The organism is Candidatus Tisiphia endosymbiont of Beris chalybata (genome assembly GCF_964026555.1).
Classification (GTDB): domain Bacteria; phylum Pseudomonadota; class Alphaproteobacteria; order Rickettsiales; family Rickettsiaceae; genus Tisiphia.
In genome coordinates this window covers 1,353,863-1,375,562 of the sequence record NZ_OZ032159.1, presented here as the reverse complement: position 1 = coordinate 1,375,562, position 21,700 = coordinate 1,353,863, and the positions used below count along the sequence as shown (strand labels likewise).

General features: G+C 35.5%; 15 protein-coding genes, 2 tRNA genes and 2 pseudogenes. 10 read left to right on the top strand and 9 right to left on the bottom strand.

The genetic code is table 11. The features are described 5' to 3' along the window. Positions 1-11: 11 nt before the first annotated feature. Together kdsA and AAGD44_RS06650 are read left to right on the top strand one after the other, a co-directional pair. Positions 12-860 (top strand): 3-deoxy-8-phosphooctulonate synthase, encoded by an 849-nt coding sequence (gene kdsA, locus AAGD44_RS06655; protein ID WP_341763900.1) that lies wholly within the window; start codon positions 12-14, stop codon positions 858-860. Positions 861-1,532: 672 nt separating this feature from the next. Further along, a complete protein-coding gene (locus tag AAGD44_RS06650) occupies positions 1,533-4,313 on the top strand; it encodes an HD domain-containing protein (RefSeq protein WP_341763899.1) in 2,781 nt (926 codons plus the stop codon). A gap of 81 nt (positions 4,314-4,394) precedes the next feature. Here the strand turns inward: AAGD44_RS06650 and AAGD44_RS06645 are convergent, their stop codons facing one another. Further along, positions 4,395-4,517, bottom strand: coding sequence for a hypothetical protein (locus AAGD44_RS06645; protein WP_341763898.1), 123 nt, complete (start codon positions 4,515-4,517; stop codon positions 4,395-4,397). Between the two features lie 292 nt (positions 4,518-4,809). On the opposite strand from AAGD44_RS06645, the gene AAGD44_RS06640 reads away from it, so the two are divergent. The 5 genes from AAGD44_RS06640 to AAGD44_RS06620 all read left to right on the top strand — a co-directional run bounded on the left by AAGD44_RS06640 (position 4,810) and on the right by AAGD44_RS06620 (position 9,910). Beyond that, entirely contained in the window at positions 4,810-5,799 is a 990-nt protein-coding gene (locus tag AAGD44_RS06640) for a hypothetical protein (protein WP_341763897.1), read from the top strand. Then, on the top strand, positions 5,799-7,958 hold the full coding sequence (locus tag AAGD44_RS06635) for a glycosyltransferase family 2 protein (RefSeq protein ID WP_341763896.1): 2,160 nt from the start codon (positions 5,799-5,801) through the stop codon (positions 7,956-7,958). The genes AAGD44_RS06640 and AAGD44_RS06635 overlap by 1 nt, the downstream gene beginning before the upstream one ends. Before the next feature lie 448 nt (positions 7,959-8,406). Continuing rightward, positions 8,407-8,483 (top strand) — tRNA-His (locus tag AAGD44_RS06630). A gap of 343 nt (positions 8,484-8,826) precedes the next feature. Continuing rightward, positions 8,827-8,903 (top strand) — tRNA-Arg (locus tag AAGD44_RS06625). 389 nt (positions 8,904-9,292) lie between these two features. Further along, positions 9,293-9,910: a transposase gene (locus AAGD44_RS06620; protein ID WP_341763778.1), complete on the top strand. Its 618-nt coding sequence runs from the start codon at positions 9,293-9,295 to the stop codon at positions 9,908-9,910. Here the strand turns inward: AAGD44_RS06620 and AAGD44_RS06615 are convergent. Beyond that, positions 9,816-10,022, bottom strand: coding sequence for a palindromic element RPE1 domain-containing protein (locus AAGD44_RS06615; RefSeq protein WP_341763779.1), 207 nt, complete (start codon positions 10,020-10,022; stop codon positions 9,816-9,818). The genes AAGD44_RS06620 and AAGD44_RS06615 overlap by 95 nt on opposite strands. 56 nt (positions 10,023-10,078) lie before the next feature. Here AAGD44_RS06615 and AAGD44_RS06610 point away from each other — a divergent pair, with 56 nt between their 5' ends. Continuing rightward, positions 10,079-10,690: a transposase gene (locus AAGD44_RS06610; RefSeq protein WP_341763895.1), complete on the top strand. Its 612-nt coding sequence runs from the start codon at positions 10,079-10,081 to the stop codon at positions 10,688-10,690. On the opposite strand, the gene AAGD44_RS06605 is transcribed toward AAGD44_RS06610, so the two are convergent. The 7 genes and pseudogenes from AAGD44_RS06605 to ppdK all read right to left on the bottom strand — a co-directional run bounded on the left by AAGD44_RS06605 (position 10,580) and on the right by ppdK (position 19,032). Then, positions 10,580-11,611: an N-acetylmuramoyl-L-alanine amidase gene (locus AAGD44_RS06605; protein ID WP_341763894.1), complete on the bottom strand. Its 1,032-nt coding sequence runs from the start codon at positions 11,609-11,611 to the stop codon at positions 10,580-10,582. The two genes, AAGD44_RS06610 and AAGD44_RS06605, sit on opposite strands and share 111 nt — an antisense overlap. Before the next feature lie 358 nt (positions 11,612-11,969). After that, positions 11,970-14,222 (bottom strand): polyribonucleotide nucleotidyltransferase, encoded by a 2,253-nt coding sequence (gene pnp, locus AAGD44_RS06600; RefSeq protein WP_410520979.1) that lies wholly within the window; start codon positions 14,220-14,222, stop codon positions 11,970-11,972. Positions 14,223-14,273: 51 nt separating this feature from the next. Continuing rightward, positions 14,274-14,543: a 30S ribosomal protein S15 gene (gene rpsO, locus AAGD44_RS06595; RefSeq protein ID WP_341764705.1), complete on the bottom strand. Its 270-nt coding sequence runs from the start codon at positions 14,541-14,543 to the stop codon at positions 14,274-14,276. 14 nt (positions 14,544-14,557) lie between these two features. Beyond that, a pseudogene (gene truB / locus AAGD44_RS06590) lies at positions 14,558-14,791 on the bottom strand (tRNA pseudouridine(55) synthase TruB); the annotation flags it as partial. A gap of 321 nt (positions 14,792-15,112) precedes the next feature. Beyond that, positions 15,113-15,787 (bottom strand): annotated as a pseudogene (gene truB, locus AAGD44_RS06585) (tRNA pseudouridine(55) synthase TruB); the annotation flags it as partial. Between the two features lie 90 nt (positions 15,788-15,877). Then, positions 15,878-16,357, bottom strand: a complete 480-nt coding sequence (locus tag AAGD44_RS06580; protein WP_341763893.1) for a hypothetical protein — start codon at positions 16,355-16,357, stop codon at positions 15,878-15,880. 20 nt (positions 16,358-16,377) lie between these two features. Further along, complete coding sequence (gene ppdK / locus AAGD44_RS06575; protein ID WP_341763892.1) at positions 16,378-19,032, bottom strand: pyruvate, phosphate dikinase; 2,655 nt, start codon at positions 19,030-19,032, stop codon at positions 16,378-16,380. 267 nt (positions 19,033-19,299) lie between these two features. Between ppdK and AAGD44_RS06570 the strand changes: the two genes are divergently transcribed. Further along, a complete protein-coding gene (locus tag AAGD44_RS06570; protein WP_341763891.1) occupies positions 19,300-20,145 on the top strand; it encodes a hypothetical protein in 846 nt (281 codons plus the stop codon). Positions 20,146-20,454: 309 nt separating this feature from the next. Continuing rightward, the gene (gene tyrS / locus AAGD44_RS06565; RefSeq protein ID WP_341763890.1) at positions 20,455-21,690 is read left to right on the top strand and encodes a tyrosine--tRNA ligase; all 1,236 of its coding nucleotides are present in this window, start codon (positions 20,455-20,457) and stop codon (positions 21,688-21,690) included. Positions 21,691-21,700: the final 10 nt, after the last annotated feature.

Here is a 21,700-nt window from a genome sequence, read left to right as displayed (position 1 = left end):
AGGGGTTAAAAATGCAAAAAATAATTATCTTAAATAATATAAAGATTTCTAATGAACTCCCATTTGTTCTTATTGCTGGCCCTTGCCAGATAGAGAGCTTAGAACATTCCTTATTTATGGCGGAAAAGCTAGTGGCTCTTACCGCTAAGCTTAATGTCCCATTTATCTATAAATCATCGTTTGATAAAGCTAATAGGACTTCAGTAAAGGGGGAAAGAGGGATTGGGCTTGATAAGGGCCTAGAAATTTTATCTAAAATAAAAATGACCTTCAATTGTCCTATACTTACTGATATCCACACCGAAACTCAATGCTCTATTGTGGCAGAGGTGGCTGACATATTACAAGTACCTGCTTTTTTATGTAGACAGACCGACTTACTAAGAGCGGCCGCAGAAACTAATAAAGTTGTGAATGTAAAAAAAGGACAATTTCTTGCCCCATGGGATATGAAAAATGTACATGCTAAACTTGAAAAATTTGGGGCAAAAGATATTATGCTTACAGAGCGTGGGGCCAGTTTTGGGTATAATACCTTAGTATCAGATATGCGTAGTTTGCCAATAATGATGGAAACTGGAGCGCCAGTAATTTTTGATGCCACGCATTCTGTGCAACAACCTGGAGGAATTGGGGATAGCAGTGGGGGGGAGAGGAAGTATGTTGAAATATTGGCAAGAGCAGCAGTTAGCGTTGGGGTCGCTGGAATTTTTATGGAAGTCCATCAAGATCCTGATAATGCTCCAAGTGATGGAACATGCATGGTGAAATTAGATAAGCTAGAAGTGATATTAACCTTGTTGCAAAGATATGATAATTTAACTAAAGAGCACTTTAACAAATATACTCCTCTGCTATGATTTTGCTGCTAGGCGCGATGGTAGAGCCTATAGATAATAGGAGAGCTATTTAAGCAACGACGCATGCAAATCCATATCAGAGGAGTATACTGCTCATACTTCAAGAATTGGATTTTATTTTAAATGGCGAGCGTTTGCTGCGTACATGCCAGTACGTGAGCACGTGAGTCCATGATAAAATAAAAAAACAATTTTTGCAAGACGAGTAGTATACGCAGAGTACTAATGGTCCTAGCATGCTGCAGCTGCGTGAAATATCTAGGCTCACTTTTCCTTCGTCTACTATAGTCAATTGATGAGAAGTTGGTGACATCGTCACTCAATAGACCTCTTGCATAACCTAAAGATAATTGAAGAATTTTTAGGAGAAACGAAGTCGAGTACCGCAGCGTACATAGACGTACGTGAGGAACAGAGAGGAGTTTAGACGACAAAATTACCAATTAGATTAGGTTATGCAAGAGGTCTAATGCTTGCCTATTATATATAGGCTCTACCATCGCTCCTAGCACCAAATTCTCCTGAATTGACTATATACTGTTCGCACCAACGCGTACATATTAGTACGTGAAGAGCAGAGATCATAAAGTACGACGACATGATGATTAGTTTTGGGAAATGGTATAATAAATCTATATAAAGTGTTAGAACTTCAGGGGCTCATAAGATCAAATGAATGGTGAACATGTTTTAAATCTACTTAAAGCTTATGACCTTAACTGTGATGAATCGCAAGTTAAAAAAGTTTTAGATTTAGCTCTTCAATATTATGGCAGCTATAATAGTTATCCATTTGAAATAGCGCAAATTATTATAGCGATGCGGATGAGGGGTAGCTCGCTAGTTGCAGCGTTACTTTATAGTATTTCAAAAAAAACCAAGCTGACCTTTAAAGCAATTAAATATAACTTTAACTTAGAAACCGCACAGCTATTCAATGGTATACTTACCTTAAGCCAAGTTAATTATTTACCTTATCAGGACCAAACCTCTAAAATCTTTAAACTATTATTATCATTAAACGAAGATATAAGGTTACAAGTATTACTGATAAAATTATCTTATTTATTACATGAAGTAAGTATATTTGATTCTAGGCAGCCCTTTCCCAAACAACAACTCATTGCCACTGAAATAATAGAAATTTATATCCCTTTGCTAGCACGTATGGGAATTGATAATATTAGAACTATATTGCAGGATCTATGTTTTAAAATTTTACAGCCAGATATTAGAATATCAGTTTTAACTTATTTGCAAACAATATACCCTAACATCGACCAGTTAGTTAATAATACTATCAATAAGCTACAACATATTTTACACACCGCCTCTATATCCATAAAGTTAACTTATAGAATTAAATCTCTGCATTCAATTAGGACAAAAGTTATACAAAAAAGTATAGATATCGCCCAATTACATGACATTATTGCTTTTAGAATTATCGTAAATACCAAGGAACAATGTTATCAAGTACTACACATTATTAGCCAACACTATAATACTATACCAGGACGTTTTAAAGATTTTATTATTAAACCGAAAAGCAATGGTTATCAATCTTTACATATCGTTATTATTACTCCAACTAAGCAAAAAATCGAAATCCAGATACGTACTCACGAAATGCATAAGAGGGCCCAATCCGGGACTGCAGCGCATTATCAATATAAAAACAAACCTATTGTAGAAAATAAAATATATACACCATATGTTACCTATGGTCCCCCATTAAGTTATTATAAAAGGCATAACGATATCTCAATACCAGTAGTGGTACCAGAAAATAAACTTAGCCTGCTGACTTCAACTAGTCAGATAAATTTACCAACTATACTTCTCTGCTATGATTTTGCTGCGGGGCGCGATGGAGCGAAGCCTATAGATAATAGGCGAGCATTGAGCAATGCTCTCTACTCTATAGCTAAACATAATTCCCAAAAAGCCAATACTAAACAAACTTTGAAGCCCAAAGAATTACAAAATGCTAACAAAAGATTAATAGCGGGCAGTAAAAAGAATATAATGAAACAGCAAGGACCCTTCTCCAGCTTAGCTATTGCCTCTATATCTCCTTTTAGCGGGGGAACAAGCTTTATTACCTTAAATTCTTGGTCCTTACTAGCCGCCCTTACCCACCTCTTTATTCCGCAAATAGTACAATCCTCGCCTGCTCTGCGAGAAATTCTATCACCTACTCCTGCCTTAATAGTTAAAGAAAAACCTCCAATAATTATAATACCGGAACCTCCTGCTGTGGTTAATAGACTAGTTTGGAAACATTCACCTAGCCGCGTATTGGAAGAACACATGAAACATGAGACTAGGGGTCCCCCGTTAAAGACGGAGGAAGTAGGGCATCTATATTTTTTGCTTAAATTACTAGCAGAAATAGAGCGCTTAATTAACTCTCTTATGCATTTGCCTGCTTCTATAAACTGGAATAACAAGCAAGAGATAAGTGATTGCAGTAAGTATATAGCGCAGGATCAGGCAGCTCTGTTAAATTCCTACGGGACTAATTTTATAAAGCAAAACAATATAAGCAAGGATCTGAATTTAGTCCTCTCAGCTCAATTACCAGCGCCTGAATTACCTAGTACTACTAATATAGAATTAGGGGAAGCTAATATAGATAATGATCTGAATATTAAGACAAATATACATGAAGGCCAAGACCCCTCTCTTTATTATCAACAGGCTATAGCTCTCATGGGTGTAGGACAATTTAGCGAAGCCATACTATGGTTTAATAAAGTGATAGAACTAAAAGCTGATTTTATTGACAGCCATTATAATAAAAGTTTATTACTCCTAACTTTAGCCCGGTATCCGGAAGCTATCGAATCTATTAATCAAGCAATAAAGCTTAACCCTGCTGTTCATGCTTTGTATTGTAAACAGGCAGTAGCCTTAAATGGGGTAGGTCAATATCAAGAGTCGATTGCAGCGTGTGATAAAGCAATAGCACTGTCCCCTAATTGTATTACGCCTTATCGCAATAAAGTTACCGCTTTGAATTCTTTAAAACATTATGACGAGGCTGTAGAGGTATGTGATAAGATAATAACATTCTCTCCTAGCGATGTTGCAATCTACTCTGCTAAAGCTCTAATCTTAAATAATTTAATCTATAATATAATACAAACGGCCACTGCAAACCAGCACGAGGCAATGGAATGTCAGGATATTGAGGCCAAGGCAGAATACTATCATAGGGCCACTAGTTGGTGGAAACTAAGCTTAACTAAAATTCAAGACGCTATACAGACTTATACTAAAATGACCGAACTGAAACCTGATTTTATGGAAACTTTACGTGATCAAAGTATTTCTTTAGAGAAATTAAATCAATTAAAAGTTCAGGCACAAAGTACGATTGCTCACAATTACGAATATGAAGTTGAGCATCACCGGCTAAGTGGCGAAGTAGGGTTATACAGTGAATAACCTTACTTCGAAGCCCTTATCAAGCTGGTATACTCTAGGAACTTCAAGAATTGGCGTCGTCGTGTCTAAAGACTGCGCTCCTCACACTAATATGTACGCTCCGGTGCGCGACTTTGACCCTCCTTGCTCTTCTTGAAGTTGACCTTCGTCTACCAACTCTTCAGGTACGAGCAGTATATATAGTTTAAGTATAGCTTGTGTCATTATAATACCTACACGATAGCATGTGGGAAGGATAGTAGTCGTGCATACTTGAAGATAAATACCCTGTACACACCTTAATAGTCTATGCTATACGCTGCAGTTTTGCGCGCCTCCCCTCCTTCCAATTCCCTGCACGATGCAAGTGTTGCAAAAAGTCTATTATAATCCTATTGTTTTTTATTTCAACTAATAATTTTAATTCTATTGAAATATTCATTTTATAATTTATATTAATTTACTAAACTTTAAATTGCTGTATTTTGGTAAAATTAAATTGTTGGTAACTTTCTAGATGAAAAAATCTCTGCCCTGGAACTGTTTTAACTGGATAAGGAAAGCTTATAAGGGTCTATCATATGATTTAAAATACCCTTATTTATTAGACTTCTTTCTAGTAATCATAGTAACTAATAACGGATATGCTTCCGCTTGGTTAATAGAGCCAGGGCAATATAGATATACAATTACTCTCAGTAATATCGATCAGCATTCTAAAGCCATGAAGCGTGCCAGGGCAGATCTGCGTTTAGCAATAGAGAGGCAGTTAGAAGAGTTAAGGAAACAATTGAAGTTAGTTGCTAAATCTTCAGCATTTTATAAAAAATTATTTACTCAAATTAGCCGTTTAGAGCGTACTTCACAAGAATTAACTGCATACCCCGAGATGTTAAGTAGAGCATTTTCAGTAGAATATGGGATTAGTAAAAACCAAAATATAGGGCTACAATTTTTTTACAAAGATAATCAACTGCAAGGTACTCAGTACAAGAGTAAAACTTTAAGTAGTGAAGAGATTAGTACTTTTTATAAAATTAAGCTTTTTCAAAATAATAGCCATATCATTTCCTTCCAACCGAAATTAACTATCGCCCAATATGACAGCAAGCGACAATTTTCCTATGAATTATTATTATGCTCAGGCACTTCTAAAATAAAGGGAAATGTTTCAGTGTTCACTGACAAGAGTGTGGCTTTTGGGCAAAGCCTACCTCTAGGCAGAGAAGCAGAAAGGTATTACGCCGTTTCCGCAACTAAAGGTATAAAATTTAACAATGGTATTATGCTAGTAAATTTTGTGAAATATTATATTAGACGTAAGAATTATAATGATATTTATAATAAAACCATATATAATCAATTATCAGTTGCAAAACATATTAAATTTGGTAATTTAAAGCAAAATAGTTTAATAGCCCAAATAGGCTATTTTTCAGATAAAAGCTTGGTTAAACCTAATTATAAAGTATCAGGAGTAACGTTTTCAATGTGGATAGATATATAATGAATATTAATAAAAACTGGTTAAAGGTTATAGAAAAATTAGTAGATCTCTTGTTTCGCCAGCACCGAGCTGGTAATTTGCACAGCGAATTTAGGGGAGGCTCCTCACGCAAACCCGAGTGCACTGCGGCTTGTGAAGAAGACCCTTCTGTGAATTCCCTGCTCAAGGCAAGCTGCGGCAGAAAGATAATTACTAATCTGCAAATGTCTCTAATTAAATTGCAATATATTGCTGCTAATAGAGACAATTATTTTTTGAGCGTAATAATTGAGGTAGGAATGATTGATAACGAACAGCTAATCAATATTTTGCATAATAATAAAATATTGCCTTTATTAAGATCTGCACAAACTAATATTAAAATTTATGATTACTGTAAGGTAAATCAATATGTAAAATTTGGGTATTTTATTTATCAGGATGATAATGATGATACAATATTAGCAATAAATGATGTTACTTATCTAAAGCAATTAGCAATAATATACAATAACACAAACATTCAATTGATAAAAAAAGAAGATTTTTATCAAATTTTAGAACAAAATTTTAGTCATTTAAATATTATTAGAGCAAAATACCTCCTGGAGTTTATCACAGGCTCAATAGTAACAAAAAATATTAATTATACTAAAGAAATTCTTACATTATTGCTCATATATTTTGGTATATTCTTAAATTTTCAGCATTTTTTTCATATACTTAACGTAATCTGTTATTTTTCGCAAAACACCTTAAAGTTGATATTATTTAAACGAGCTATAATCGGTCAAGAAAAGCATATAAAGAAAAAAAGTAGCCAAGCAGGTAAGATGCAATGCCATACCAGCAGCATGCAGACTTGTCAAATCGATTCCTTAAAATCATCCACTAGGCCGGCACCTACTATACTCCTCTGCTATGATTTTGCTGCTAGGCACGATGGAGCGAAGCCTATAGATAATAGACAAGCATTGAGCAACGACGCATGCAAATTCATATCAGAGGGGTATAGATCGGCTTATGCAGAAAGTCTATTGGACAAGAGCTATGTTCTAAATTGCTATCCTCAACATTTACCCATTTATACAATTTTACTCCCCTTATATAAAGAATCCAATAAGTTAAAATCGCTCATTAATTATATTATTAATCTTGACTACCCTAAAAGTAAATTAGATGTTAAAATTATTGTTGAAGCCGATGATCTTTCAATGACTCAAGAAAGCATTTTATATACCTTACCTTCATATATGCATTTAATCAAAGTACCTTTTAGTTTACCTAGAACTAAACCAAAAGCCTTAAATTATGCGATGCAATATTGTAAAGGTAAATATGTGGTCATATATGATGCAGAAGATCGCCCTGCCTCTGATCAGTTACTGAAAGCAGTAATGGAATTTGATAGACTGCCGGAAGAATATGTATGCTTACAAGCTAAACTTACTTTCTATAATGAAAATGAAAATTTACTCACTAAGTTTTTCAGTATAGAATATTGTATATGGTTTGAGTATTTACTAACCGGGTTAAGCTTAATGAATTTACCCGTGTTACTTGGAGGAACAAGCAACCATTTTAAATTAGATATATTACAAAAAGTAGGATTTTGGGATGCTTATAATGTAACTGAGGATGCGGATTTAGGCATTAGACTTTCCTCATTTAATTATAAAGTATGGATTCTAGATTCTTATACCTATGAAGAATCACCTATAGATATACTGAGCTGGATCAACCAAAGATCTCGTTGGATAAAAGGATTTTTACAAACATTTTTAGTATTTATAGCCCAGGAAGATAAATATAGGAAATTTCATTTAACAGATATATTAGTCATTTTAATCTTGGTGGGCTTCTCTTCTTATAGCTTTTGTTGCCTACCATTTTTAATAATAATGATCAAAATCAATAATGTCTCAATTATCCATTATTTGTGGTGGATTAATACTTTCTTTGCTTTTTCCTACCTTTATGGTAGTGCATTTTTTATTTTATGGATTAAGAAAAGTAAAGTTAATAATTTCAAAACATTAGATATCATAGCCTTATTTTTATGGCCATTCTATTTCTTATTGCATACTATAGCAGGCTATAAAGCTATTTGGGAAATAATTTTTATTCCTTTTAAATGGAATAAAACTAAGCATGGAGTAAGTAGGCAACAATTAGATTAGCCTTGTTGGACAAAGGAGTGAACGCAGTCCCCTCTAAGATACGAGCAGCTGGGCCCATGATATCTTCAAAGCCAACTCAAGAGAACATTTGAGTGCGACTTTTAAAATGCTGGGCAATTAAGGTTATATAAATATGCTTGACTTAAAGGTAATTATAATTTACTTTAGCTGCAATTATAGGGATGGGAATGAATGGCTTTGAATTAGCGAGATAGCTATTCCTTTAAGCAGTACATGCGCAGATAATACCATGTCCCAAAACTAAATTAGCATTAGGAGTACGAGTGCCTTACACTGGTGCGTACATATAAGTACGTGAGGAGCGGAGATCATGAAGTAAGGCGACGTGATGATTAGTTTTCGGAAATAGTATAAGTTTCTGATAATGTGATAGATAAGCCGATCTAAGCAAAAAAAATATAAGGCTCATAGCCTGAAGATAATTATGGCGGATGTAGCTCAGTTGGTTAGAGCATCAGATTGTGGATCTGAGGGTCGCGGGTTCAAGACCCGTCATTCGCCCCATTTAATAGTTTTTCCAAAAAATCTAGTAGGCGGGAGGGTACGCTTGGCTTTTTTTCTGGAAGGATACGTACTTTGCAATAATACCATGTCCCAAAACTAAATTAGCATTAGGAATATGAGTGCCCTACACCGGAACGTACATCTTAGTACACAAGGACCACAGATCGTGAAGTAAGGCGACGTGATGATTAGTTTTCGGAAATAGTATAACTACCACATTTAATTAGATAATAGTTAAGGTTGTAATAGTCTGCTTGCGAAGCTCTCTACTTCTGCAGAAGATATAATGGATTCTTTTTCCATAAAACTGCTATAGACTTCTTAACCATATATATTCGAATACGCATTCGTAGCTCAGCTGGATAGAGCGTTGCCCTCCGAAGGCAGAGGTCGTTGGTTCAAATCCAATCGAATGCACCAACTCAACCACTCCTATATACTGTTCGTACCTGAAGAGTTGGTAGACGACGATAGAATCAACTTCAAGAAGAGCGAGGAGAGTCAAAGTCGAGCAGCGCAGCGTACTAAAGTACGTGAGCAGTCTAGATCTTTAGGGCACGACGAAGCCAATTCTTGAAGTTGACCGAGTATACACGATAGTATGTGGGAAGCATAGTAGTTATGCATGCTTGAAGATAAATACTCTAGACACACCTTAATGGTCTATGCTATACGTGAGCACGCAAAACTTTGATAAAATGAAAAAACAACTCTTGCAAGGCGAAGAGCATAGTAACCTACGATTTTGGGTTGGAGGGTTGATTTAGGGAGGGAAGAAGTAGTATAAGGTTGATATTTTTTGAGAAACTATGCACCAAATACTACTTCAAGAATTGATTTTATATATAGACGGAAATAAATCAAGATTAAAATGTTTGTCTGGGATGATAATCAGTTTAATAACTGGAGGTTCTATCGACCCAAAGGGTTTAGCGCTTGGTATTTCAGGTGATGCTAAAGCATCGTCAAAAATCCATAGGATTTATCGATTGTTAAAAGAATTTACTTTTGATTATATGAAGGTTGCATCATTACTGTTAAGCTTGTTCGGTGTAGGAAATTATGTTGTAGCAATGGATCGAACAAATTGGAAATTTGGTAAAACAGATATTAATATTTTGTTTTTAGTAATTGTAATTGGTAAGATATCAGTGCCAATATATTGGCATTCTTTATCGCATGGTGGAGCTTGTTCTAAAGAATTTATGGAAGAATTTTTGCAGAAGTTTATTGACAATTTTGGGGTTGAAAAAATAAAATATTTACTTGCTGATCGAGAATTTATGAATAAAGAATGGTTAAATTTCTTAATAGATAATCATATAAGATTTGCTATTCCCCTAAGAACGGATCACCAAATTCGTCTTGAGAAAGGTTTAAAAACTTTAACGATTGGAAAAATAGACCTCTTGCATAACCTAATCTAATTGGTAATTTTGTCGTCGAAACTCCTCTCTGTTCCTCACGTACGTCTATGTACGCTGCGGTACTCGACTTCGTTTCTCCTAAAAATTCTTCAATTATCTTTAGGTTATGCAAGAGGTCTAATATTTAATGATCTCAAAGCCTTAAAATATAAGGTTTGTGCTGGAATATTGTGGGATAGAAAAGTCAATTTTGCTGCATATAGAAATGATAAAAATGAACTGATGGTTTTGGTGTCATCAATTGAGGTCGAAGTTGATATTTTCGCTTTATATAGGTACCGCTGGTCCATCGAACGGTTGTTTAAGCATCTCAAAAGCGGAGGCTTTGATATTGAAAAAAGTCACTTAGTAAATTTGGATAGATTCAAAAAATTATTGGTGGTAACTGCTATTGCTTCAGCTTTAATAGTTAAGAATGGCTTAATACAAAATTCACTAAACCCAATCCGTATAAAACTCCAAAAAACCACTGAAAAACAATTATTTTCATTATTTACTTACGGGTTTGATCATATTAAAAATATCTTTTATCAATCTATCATTAATAGCTGTAACTCAACTAATACGCACCTTATTAATACCTCCAAAAATAGAACTTCTTACTACTTACTCTGCCTCCCTACAAAAATCGTAGGGTACTATGGGCGAAGAGTATCCAAGGCAGCTCAATCAACAAAATGCCATATGATTACTCGCATCCCACAATGTGGGCTCTCCCATCTTTGTTATTCCGATAAGGTCATCAAGTATATTAGAGCTATTTTCATCCCAGCGAGCTAATCTGGCTTTAGCATAAGGCTCCGTGGGATTCTTAGATAATATTGCATCATAAAGCTGCTTCCGTTCAGGGTGTTCTATAATTTGAGGCCCCAGATGATGTAAGTTAAATTTCAGCATACTGTCCTGTAACTGAGGATAATTGTTGGAATCAACCATATAATCGTCTGTTAATATGCCTAATTTTTGAAATTTTTCTACAAGCGTTAGCAGCTCTTCGGGATGGGAGGGGACAACCTGGTTGTAAGGTAAATGAGAAATTATTATATCTGGATTATCTTTTCGCGCGATATTAGACCACCTCCCTATTGCATGTTGAGCAAATTTGTTCCATGGAAAATATGGACCCGGAGCAAGGCAAGACCCTACTTCACAATCTGATAAAGCAATCACATTACGTTGGTCAATATGGTGTGTAAATGTTAGATAGTTACATAAAGATATATTTTGTTCAACTTGTATTAGCGGGAAAGGTTCGCTCCCGGTATTGATAGACATAATATTTATAGAGACGTGATTCATCTCATCATCTTTTAGATCATTTGGTATATTAGGATTTAAGATACTACCAGTTTTTAGCTCGCCCCCTTTCACAGCCCAGGTTTTTTTATTATCTGATACTAATTGATAAATCGATCCATCTTTATCTATAATATAATGTACTGAGGAGGCATTATTTTTTAACTCTTGGATATTGCCGCCGTCAGAAAGGCACATTTTAGCTAAGGTAGCATCAAAGGAGGCAAATGAGCAAGTTTGAATAATATATTGAAGTAAGGAGGTTTCTTTTCTATCAGTATAATAATTACATTTACCAAATTCTAAGTTTGTTAGTTCTGCCGGGCTATCCAGTGAAAATTCTGGATTATTTCTTAAAAATTCTTTGGATATTTCGGGGCCGTGGGGGGGTGAATATTTCGTCATAATTACCTATTAATGAGGAATATACTGCTCGTACCTGAAGAGTTGGTAGACGATAGAAGCAACTTCAAGAAGAGCGAGGAGTGGCAAAGTCGAGCAGCGCAGCGTACTATAAAGTACGTGAGCAGCCTCGATCTTTAGACATGACGACGCCAATTCTTGAAGTTGACCGAATATATACCAGGTGCTTGAAGTATGAGCAGTATATATACTTTTTTGCTTTTGAAGAAAAATTTTTTCAAAATGTTAAGGGCGTACGGGCGCTAGTAAATAGAGCACGCTCGCCCCTAATTTTAAAGTCTAATTCTTCAAACCTTTTAGTATATATTCAGTATATGATAACAAACTTTTAATTAAAATTCTAGGAGAAATATTTACGTTCTTTGATAATTTCATCAGCGGCTACTTTAGTATCGTTATTTTGCCATTTCTTAGCAACAGCTCTCTTACTGACGCTACTATCAGCAGCTTCTCTACTATATCCTTCGGTAGGGCTATTTGCTTTCCCATTAGCTAGAGGGAGAGTATCTATATCTATGTTCTTAATAGTTAATTTTGCCTTCCCTTTATTATCAAAACCTATAAGTTTAACCCGTACTACTTCCCCATGTTTTAAAATGCTAGAGACCGATTCAATACGTTCTTTAGAAATTTCGCTAATATGGACAAAACCATCGCGGTTAGGTGAATAATTAATAAACGCTCCTGCTTCTAATATTTTAACCACTGTTCCATTAAATATATGGCCTATTTCTGGTTCAAAGATAATTGCTTTAATCTTAGAGATAGCCAAGTCTAATTTTTCTTTTCCTACCGCAGAAACAGAGACAGTACCATCATCACTTATATCAATTTTAGCAGTTGTAACTTCGCAAATTTCACGTATTACTTTACCGCCCGGTCCTATAACATCTCTTATTTTTTCTTTATCAATTTTAAAGGTATAAATACACGGAGCATATTGACTAATACTCTCATTGACTTTATTGATAGATTTATGCATTTCCTGTAAAATATGAATACGGCCCATTTTAGCTTGGGTTAAAGCCTGTTTCATAATCTCGAAAGTTACGCCAGATATTTTGATATCCATTTGTAGCGCTGTAATTCCTTCAAGACTACCGGCTACTTTAAAATCCATATCGCCTAAGTTATCTTCATCTCCTATAATATCCGATAATATTATAAATTTATCATCTTCTTTAATTAATCCCATCGCGATGCCAGCTATAGGAGCTTTAATAGGAACGCCTGCATTCATGAGGGCCATAGAACTACCGCATATAGTTGCCATGGAAGAAGAACCATTGCAAGCAGTAACTTCTGATACCACTCTGATAGAATAAGGGAATTGTTCTTTAGTAGGAAGTACAGGGTTTAGCGCGCGCCAGGCTAGTTTACTATGCCCTATTTCTCTACGGCTAGGGGCTTTTACTGGCGTTACTTCTCCCACGCAGTAAGGGGGGAAAATATAATTCAGCATAAAGCGTTGTTTATATTCTCCGTCCAAGCTATCAATGATTTGCTCATCTTGGTTAGTGCCAAGGGTAGTAACAACTAGGCTTTGTGTTTCTCCTCGAGTAAATAAGCTGGAGCCATGAGTTTTAGGTAAAATTGATACCTCACATTCGATGTTTCGGATCTCCTCTGGTTTTCTTCCATCAATACGAAGATTTTTATGTAATATATCTTGCCGTAACATTGCTGATACTACCCCTTTCAAAGCAAATTCAATTTGAGCTTTAGTTAGATTATTATTAGCCAGATCTTCTCCAAAATGCTGGAGAACTTTTTCTGATAGCTGTTTTACTGCTATATTTCTTTCTTGCTTTAATTTCACAGCAAACGCCTGTTTAATATCTACTTCTATTAAACTTTTAATTTGGTCCTGTAAGCTGCTAGGATATAATTCAGTAAGTGGTAATTTAGGCTTACCTGCGACTTTTACTAAATCTTCGATCATTTCCACTATAGGCTTACATGCTTTATGGCCAAATTCAATAGCTTCTAACATTTGCTCTTCTGATAACAAAGTAGCTTCGGATTCTACCATCATCACTGAAGTTTTAGTCCCAGCTACTATTAGATCTAATTTACTATTTTTTAATTGATAGAAGGAAGGGTTTAAGACTAATTTATTTTCTATCAACCCCACTCTATTAGCTGCGACTATATCTTGGTATGGGGCTCCGGATAATGCTAGCGCTGCTGATGCTCCAATAATTGCTAATGTGTCAGTATTACAGTCAGGGTCATATGATAAAACTGTACATATTACTTGCGTTTCGTTTAAAAAAGCAGGGTGAAATAATGGTCTAATCGGCCTGTCTATTAGACGTGATACTAAAACTTCTTTCTCGCTGTTTTTACCTTCAGTTTTAAAAAATCCTCCAGGTATTTGTCCAACTGCAAATTTCATTTCTCTATAATGTACGGTAAGAGGGAAAAATCCTATTCCTTCTTTTACTTCTTTAGCACTAACGGCAGTACATAATATTACAGATTCCCCCATTTTGGCTATGACTGCTCCATCCGCTTGGCATGCTACTTTACCTGTTGATAATTCAATTATTTTCCCATTCAATTCTATCTTTCGTGTTATCTCTTTAAACATTATTATTCCTTATTTAATTAATAAAAAGCCCGGTCTAAACCGGGCTTTATTTTATTTTCTTATCCCTAGCTTATTTATTAATGCCAAATAATTACTTACACTTTTTTTCTTTATGTAATCTAACAATCGCCGCCTGCGACCTACTAACATTAATAAACCTCTCCTTGACGAAAAGTCTTTATGATTAGTTTTAAAATGCTCAGTTAAATTATTAATTCTTTCAGTTAGAATTGCACATTGCACTTCACTGGAACCGGTATCATTTTCACTAGTGGCATACTGCCCAATTACTTGTTGTTTGCGTTCTGCGGTAATCGACATCGTAATCTCCATTTTTATAGGTTAAATACTCGAAAAGAATTAAAACAGTTTTCGTTAACGCTACCAATCGCTAAGAGAGTATCATTATATTTTAGCCATATTAGATCAATATTTTTAGGATAGTCGAAATAACATTTTTGACCATAAATAATCTGTTGTGCTTCTTCCAGGGTAACGTTAAGAACCAGGATGTCGTCCAGTACTGCTTCAATCTTTATACTGTTGTCTACAAGAAATTTTTTAATAATATCTTGATTCACCCTCTTTTCAGCTTCTGCTTCTGTGGAAGATTTGTGGCCGGCGCCTAAATTCCAGTCCTTAGCTCTATTTAAGTATGGTAAGACCTTGCATTTAGTATGCCTCTCAAATTCGCCAGCTATTAGACTTCCAGCATAAGGCGATTTAGTTGGTGATTTTGTTGTCAAAACTTGCCTCCGCTCCTCAGCTGCATCCTTGTCCACAGCTCGGCTCAGCTTCGTTTTTTCTAAAAATCCCGAGAGCTTTTTCGACTTATGCAAGAAGTCTATTGTGATTTGGGGAAGAAGTCTGGTGTCAGAGTCAAGTTCAATTAATTTAATCGCCTCTTCTGCGGTAAATAAACCAACCTTGGTGCGCTGCAATTCTACCACAAATCCTAAACTTTGCAAGGATAAAGCTATATCTTCTGCTAGCGACCTGATATATGTCCCCTTAGAGCATTCAACTATATAGGTAGCTTGATTACTGCTAGAATTGAAATTAAGACATTCAAGTTTATATATTTCTATATTCCGCGGGGCTAATTCCACGGACAAATTTTCACGTGCTAATTTATAAGATCTAACTCCATTAACTTTTATAGCGGAAAAGGCGGGGGGATATTGTAATAATGGTCCAATAAAATTTTTACATATATTGAAACATTGTAGTTTAGTGGGGAGAATATCAGTAACCATTATTATCTTACCTCTACTGTCGGCGGTATCAGTTTTTTTACCGAATTCTACGGTAAAAATATAAGTTTTTTTTGCATCCACTAGCACCCGTACTAATTTGGTGGCCTGCCCAATTGCTAAAGGCAACACCCCCTCTGCTTCGGGATCTAACGTACCACAATGTCCTACTTTCTCATTTTTAAAAAATTTTTTGATAATAGCCACCAGCTTAGCGGAACTGATACCTTTAGGTTTATAAAGGTTAAGCCAAAAATTGTACCGATCTACCGAAACTATAGAGGGAGTTTTTTTATTAAAATTATTATCCATTTATTGCGACTTATAGCTCCCGAATAGGTTTTTGATATTAGTACATTAGCGTAAATGTAGAGCGGATGGTATATGTAATTAAGAAAATATCTAGAAAATGAACGGGCTAGCTATAGTATTTTCTGCCTTGAACTGCTGCCCGCCACTCTCTTGCTTCCGCTGCTCCTGCTGTTGACGCAACATCTGCTGATGCAACAACAGGTCCAAATGTCGCCGTTGTAGCTCAAAAAGAGTTTGAGTGTCTAAATCTTTTTTGAGTTGTTGTTGCTCAGTTTTACTTGGGCCAAATTTCATCTCTAATATTCGGTCTCTTTGAGTTGGTTCTTTTGGTATTATAATTTTTTGTCCAGCTTCTTTAATAGAAAATGTAGTTTCCGAGGGGAGGAAATTTACAATATCAACATAACTACCTTTCTTTACCTTTACAGTATTCCTAATATATTTAGGTAAAATATCATTTTCCCCTTCATTTGTAATTGGGTCTTGATAGAGGTTATTATCATTATTAGAATAACAATTAGGTATTGTGAATAAAATTATTGATAGTATTAGCTGTATTTTAATATACATTACATTTCCTCATTTAAGATTTATTCTTGATTATCCATCTTTATTTTTGCTTGCGCTGCTGCAACTCGTGCAATAGGGATGCGATAAGGCGAACAGGAAATATAGTGGATACCAGCTTTATAGAAAAAATCTATCGATTCAGGATTACCCGCATGTTCACCACACACTCCCAATTTTAATTTAGGGTTAGCCTGTAAACCACGTTTGATAGCTATAGTAATCAGTTCCCCTACCCCTTCTACATCTAACTTATTAAAAGGGTCAAAGGCAAAGATTTTTTTCTCTAAGTAATCTGGGAAAAATGATGCAACATCGTCCCTAGAAATACCGTAGGTGGTTTGGGTCAAATCATTAGTGCCAAAACTAAAATAATCTATTTCCGCGGCGATTTTCTCAGCTTGCAAAGCGGCTCTTGGAAGTTCAATCATAGTGCCAAGGGTTAAATCAAATTTACATTTATAAATAGTCTCGATATCTGTAATAATGTTTTTTATGTATTCTTTCAAAGTTTTAAGTTCATTAACTTCACTAATTAAAGGTATCATTAATTCTAAAATAGTATTTTTACCTTCTTCGACTTGTAGTTCCCTGGCCGCCGTTAAGATTGCTTTTACCTGCATTTGGTAAATTTCAGGGTAAGTAATACCTAAACGGCAACCTCTATGGCCTAGCATAGGATTTACTTCATATAATGCATGCAAGCGCTGCTGCACTATACTTAAAGGTAAATTCATAGAGTTGGATAAGTTTTGTTTATCAAGTTCTGTAGTGGGTAGAAATTCATGAAGAGGCGGGTCAAGTAATCTTATATTGATAGGTTTATCATGCATAATTCGGAATATCGCTTTAAAATCTTGTATTTGTAAGGGTAGTAATTTCTCTATGGCATGTTTCCTATATTCGTTACTAGGAGCAATAATCATTTCTCGTACTAAAGGAATTTTATTAGTATCAAAAAACATATGCTCTGTTCTACATAAGCCAATCCCTGTAGCACCAAATTTCACAGAAGTAGAGGTATCTAATATAGTTTCAGCATTGCTTCTGACTTTTAAAGTTGCTATCTCATCTGCCCATTCTAAAATCGTTTGAAATTCTTTAGTGAAAGTAGGTTGAATTAACGGCGCTTCTCCTAAAAATATTTTCCCCGTTGTTCCATCTATAGTAATCACTTCCCCATAATGCACTATACTATTACCTGCTTTAAATAATTGTTTCTTCTCATCTATTATGATATCATTGGCTCCGCATACGCAAGGTTTTCCCATCCCTCTTGCAACTACCGCTGCATGGGAGGTCATGCCGCCTTTACGTGTGAGTACTCCTGCTGCAATATGCATACCACTTATATCATCAGGACTAGTATCATGACGTACTAAAATTACTTTATGATGATGAGACATTTTTTCAGCGTCGTAAGGTGAGAAAACTACTATCCCGGTCGCGGCGCCTGGTGAAGCAGGTAACCCTTTCCCAATAGGATCGCTGGTCTTACTATAATCAATTGCAGTATGCAAAAGCTGATTTAATGATTCCGGCTCAATACGCATTAAGGCTTGTTGTTTAGTAATAAGCTTTTCCTCAACCATATCTGTAGCAATTTTAATGCTAGCTAATGCGGTTCTTTTAGCCCTGCGTGTTTGTAATAAATATAATTTCCCTTTTTCAATGGTAAATTCTATATCTTGAGCATCTAAATAATGTAATTCTAATTTCCTACAAATTTCTTGCAGTTGATGAAATGATTCAGGCATAAGATGTTGCATGGAACGCTCTAAATCTAGCTCAGTTGCAGTAATAACGCTAGGAGTTCTAGTGCCCGATACCACATCTTCCCCTTGCGCGTTAATTAAATATTCGCCAAAAATCTTATTCTCGCCGGTTGAAGGATTACGGGTAAACACTACCCCTGTTGCAGAATCATTGCCAAGATTTCCAAAAACCATTGACTGCACATTAATTGCGGTACCCAAGCTGTCTGGTATGTTATTTAGTTTTCGATAAGTTATGGCTCTTTCACTCATCCACGATTTTAATACTGCTGTAATGGATTGTTCTAACTGCAGGTAAGGATCAGTGAAGTTAGTGGTAGAATTATTTAAAATGATATCTTTAAATTCCTCTATTATTTTTTTAAAGAACTCACAAGTAAATTCACTTTCTTGATAGATATTATGTTTGCTTTTCTGGATTTCTAAAATATCTTTAAATATTCCCTGGGGAATCGCCATTACCATAGAGCCATACATTTCTAGGAATCTACGATAACTATCAAAAGCAAATAGTTGATTGTTAGTAGTACGTAATAAGGCTGCACATACTTCATCATTGATCCCAAGGTTAAGTATAGTATCCATCATCCCTGGCATAGAGGCTTGGGACCCAGAACGTACAGATAGTAGTAAGGGGTTTGTATTATCACCAAAAATTTTGCCTGTAGTTGTTTCTAAGTTTTTAATCGCTAGCCTTAGATCTTGAATAAAATCCTGCGGTAAATTATAATTATTTTGGTAAAAATAATCACAAAGCTCGGTAGTAATAGTGAATCCGTCTGGAATAGGTAATTTTAAGTTAGACATTTCAGCTAGGCCGGCCCCTTTACTTCCTAAAATATCTTGCATTTGTGCATTACCGTTACTACCTTTAGCCCCAAAATAGTAGATCCATTTATTCATAAATACCAAAATAATTTTTGCCTGTAGTTATACAATATGGAATGATAGGGTGCAATAAACTTCTTACATAACCTACTCTAATTGGTAATTTTGCTAATCTTTGGTAATTTTGTTACAGAAAGTTACTTCCGTGGAGAAAGCCTATATGATTTGGTACGTTGCTTTTTTAGTTTTTTTAAAATATTATTACTAGGTTCTTATATCTTAGAAATATGTTATAAGTAGATATAAAAACCTAGTAGAAATTTTTATTTATGAGGATAATTTATGCCGCTAGAAGATCAGGAGACACCCAATCAAGAAACCGCGCTTATACATAAAATAGCGTTAAGGGAATTTAGTCTTGGAATAACCTTACCTTTTATAGGTTGGAGAATACCTATTGGCGCCGCTCATTTATTTTACGTTAGATATGATGAAAAAGGAAATATTATAGATGAATTACATGGATTATCATGTGATAGAACTACAGAACAATTCAAACCAATAGGTTGGAGTGGTGATCTTTTAAGAGTAGTACAATATTCCCATAAGACTCACTGTAATAGACCTGATGTTGGAGAATTTTATGGGCTATATCAGCCCGGACAAAAAGAAAAAATAGTTAAGATCGGTACTGAATCTGAAATTACCGATTGTTGGGACAAAGCATTACAAGCCGCGGCGAGGCTAAATTCCCTCAATATTAACTATGAATTATTGGGATATAAGATATATGGTAGGGTTGATAATAATATTCAAGAAGGTAATAGCAATAGTATAGTGTATACACTTGGTAAATTCCTGGGGTTTTCTGCTACTGCGCTTAGTAAGAAATTAACGCCGGGTCTAGGAAAAAATTTACTGTGTGACTCTTTAGAAAGGGATGAAGTAGCAGCTGGTGAAGTAGCAATTACAGATACTAAATCTCTTGTGAAACCCGCATCGAATAGGGAAGGTGGAGAAGAGCCTTTGCCCCAAACCTCAGAGTGCTTGGGCGCAGCTGAGAATTTGAGCACTCAAGCAGCAAGAGAGCTTGGAAAGAGGTCTACTCAAAGCTTAGAAAGTAATGCACTGGTAGAAGTAGCAGGGGGAGAGGGGATGATCCCAAAAATTATTATAACTGAAGGGTAGAGATTTAACATTAATACCATAAGAAGTCTAATATACTCCTCTTCCGATGATTTTGCTGCTAGGCGCGATGGTAGAGCCTATATATAATAGGCAAGCTATTTGAGCAACGACGCATGCAAATTCATATCAGAGGAGTATACTCTAGGAACTTCAAGAATTGGCGTCGTTGTGCCCTAAAGATCTGCGATGCTCACGTACTATAGTACGCTGCGCTTCTCGACTTTGACACTCCTAGCTCTTCTTGAAGTTGACCTTCGTATACCAACTCTTCAGGTGCGAGCAGTATATATCTCAATTTTAAGAAAATATATGTTTATTAAGGAATTTAAAGATAGAGGCTTTCTATATCAATGTACTGATTTAGAGAGATTAACAGAAGTGATGAATAAGGGTAAGATAGTTGCTTATATAGGGTTCGATTGTACTGCAGAATCTTTGCACGTTGGTAGCCTTATGCAAATTATGATATTACGTTTATTGCAACAATATGGCCATAAAGCTATTGTCATTATCGGGGGAGCTACTAGTAAAATTGGAGATCCTACTGGTAAAGATACGGCAAGGAATGCTCTGAACAAAGAAGAAATTGCTAAAAATGCAGCAGGAATTAAGAATACTCTTGCCAAGTTTATTCGATTTGGGGAAGGGGCTGATGAGGCTTTATTGATTGATAACGCGCAGTGGCTAGAATCCTTAAATTATTTAGATTTTCTTCGCGATTTTGGTAGCTTTTTCTCAGTAAATCGGATGTTGTCGATGGAATCTGTAAGATTACGTTTAGATCGTGAGCAGCATATGAGTTTTTTGGAGTTTAATTATATGTTGTTACAAGCTTATGATTTTTATTATTTAAATAAAGAATATTATTGTTCACTGCAGATAGGAGGTAGCGACCAGTGGGGTAATATAGTAATGGGAGTTGATTTAACAAAAAAGCTAATGAACAAAGAGGTATTTGGGATCACTACTCCTTTGCTAACTACAGCAGCAGGCCATAAGATGGGTAAAACTGCTGGGGGGGCTGTATGGCTCAGTAGCGAGATGTTAAGTCCTTATGAATATTATCAGTATTGGAGAAATTGTGCGGATCAAGATGTAATTCGTTTTGCTAAGATATATACTGAATTTACTGAGGAGCAGATGCAAAAATTTATGGCCCTTACTATTACAGATATTAATACTGCTAAAAAGCAATTAGCCTTTAATTTAACTCAAATTTGCCATGGTAATCAGGCTGCTGAGTTAGCATTAGAAACTGCCACTAATGTGTTTGAACAAGGCCAAATGGGATCGCAGCTTCCCACAATAGACATCCCGGAGGAAAGATTAGGAGGAGGCATTGCAGTTTATGAACTGCTGCATGAAGCAGGACTTGCTAGCTCAAAATCTGAAGGACGTAGGTTAATTAGAGGCAAAGGGGTCAAAATTAACGATCAGCTAATACAGGATGAGAATATTATGATTGATAAAAGTTTTGCCGATGACCAACAGGTTATAAGAGTTACCTTAGGCAAGAAAAAACATTGCTTACTAAGATTAATATAAAAACACTATA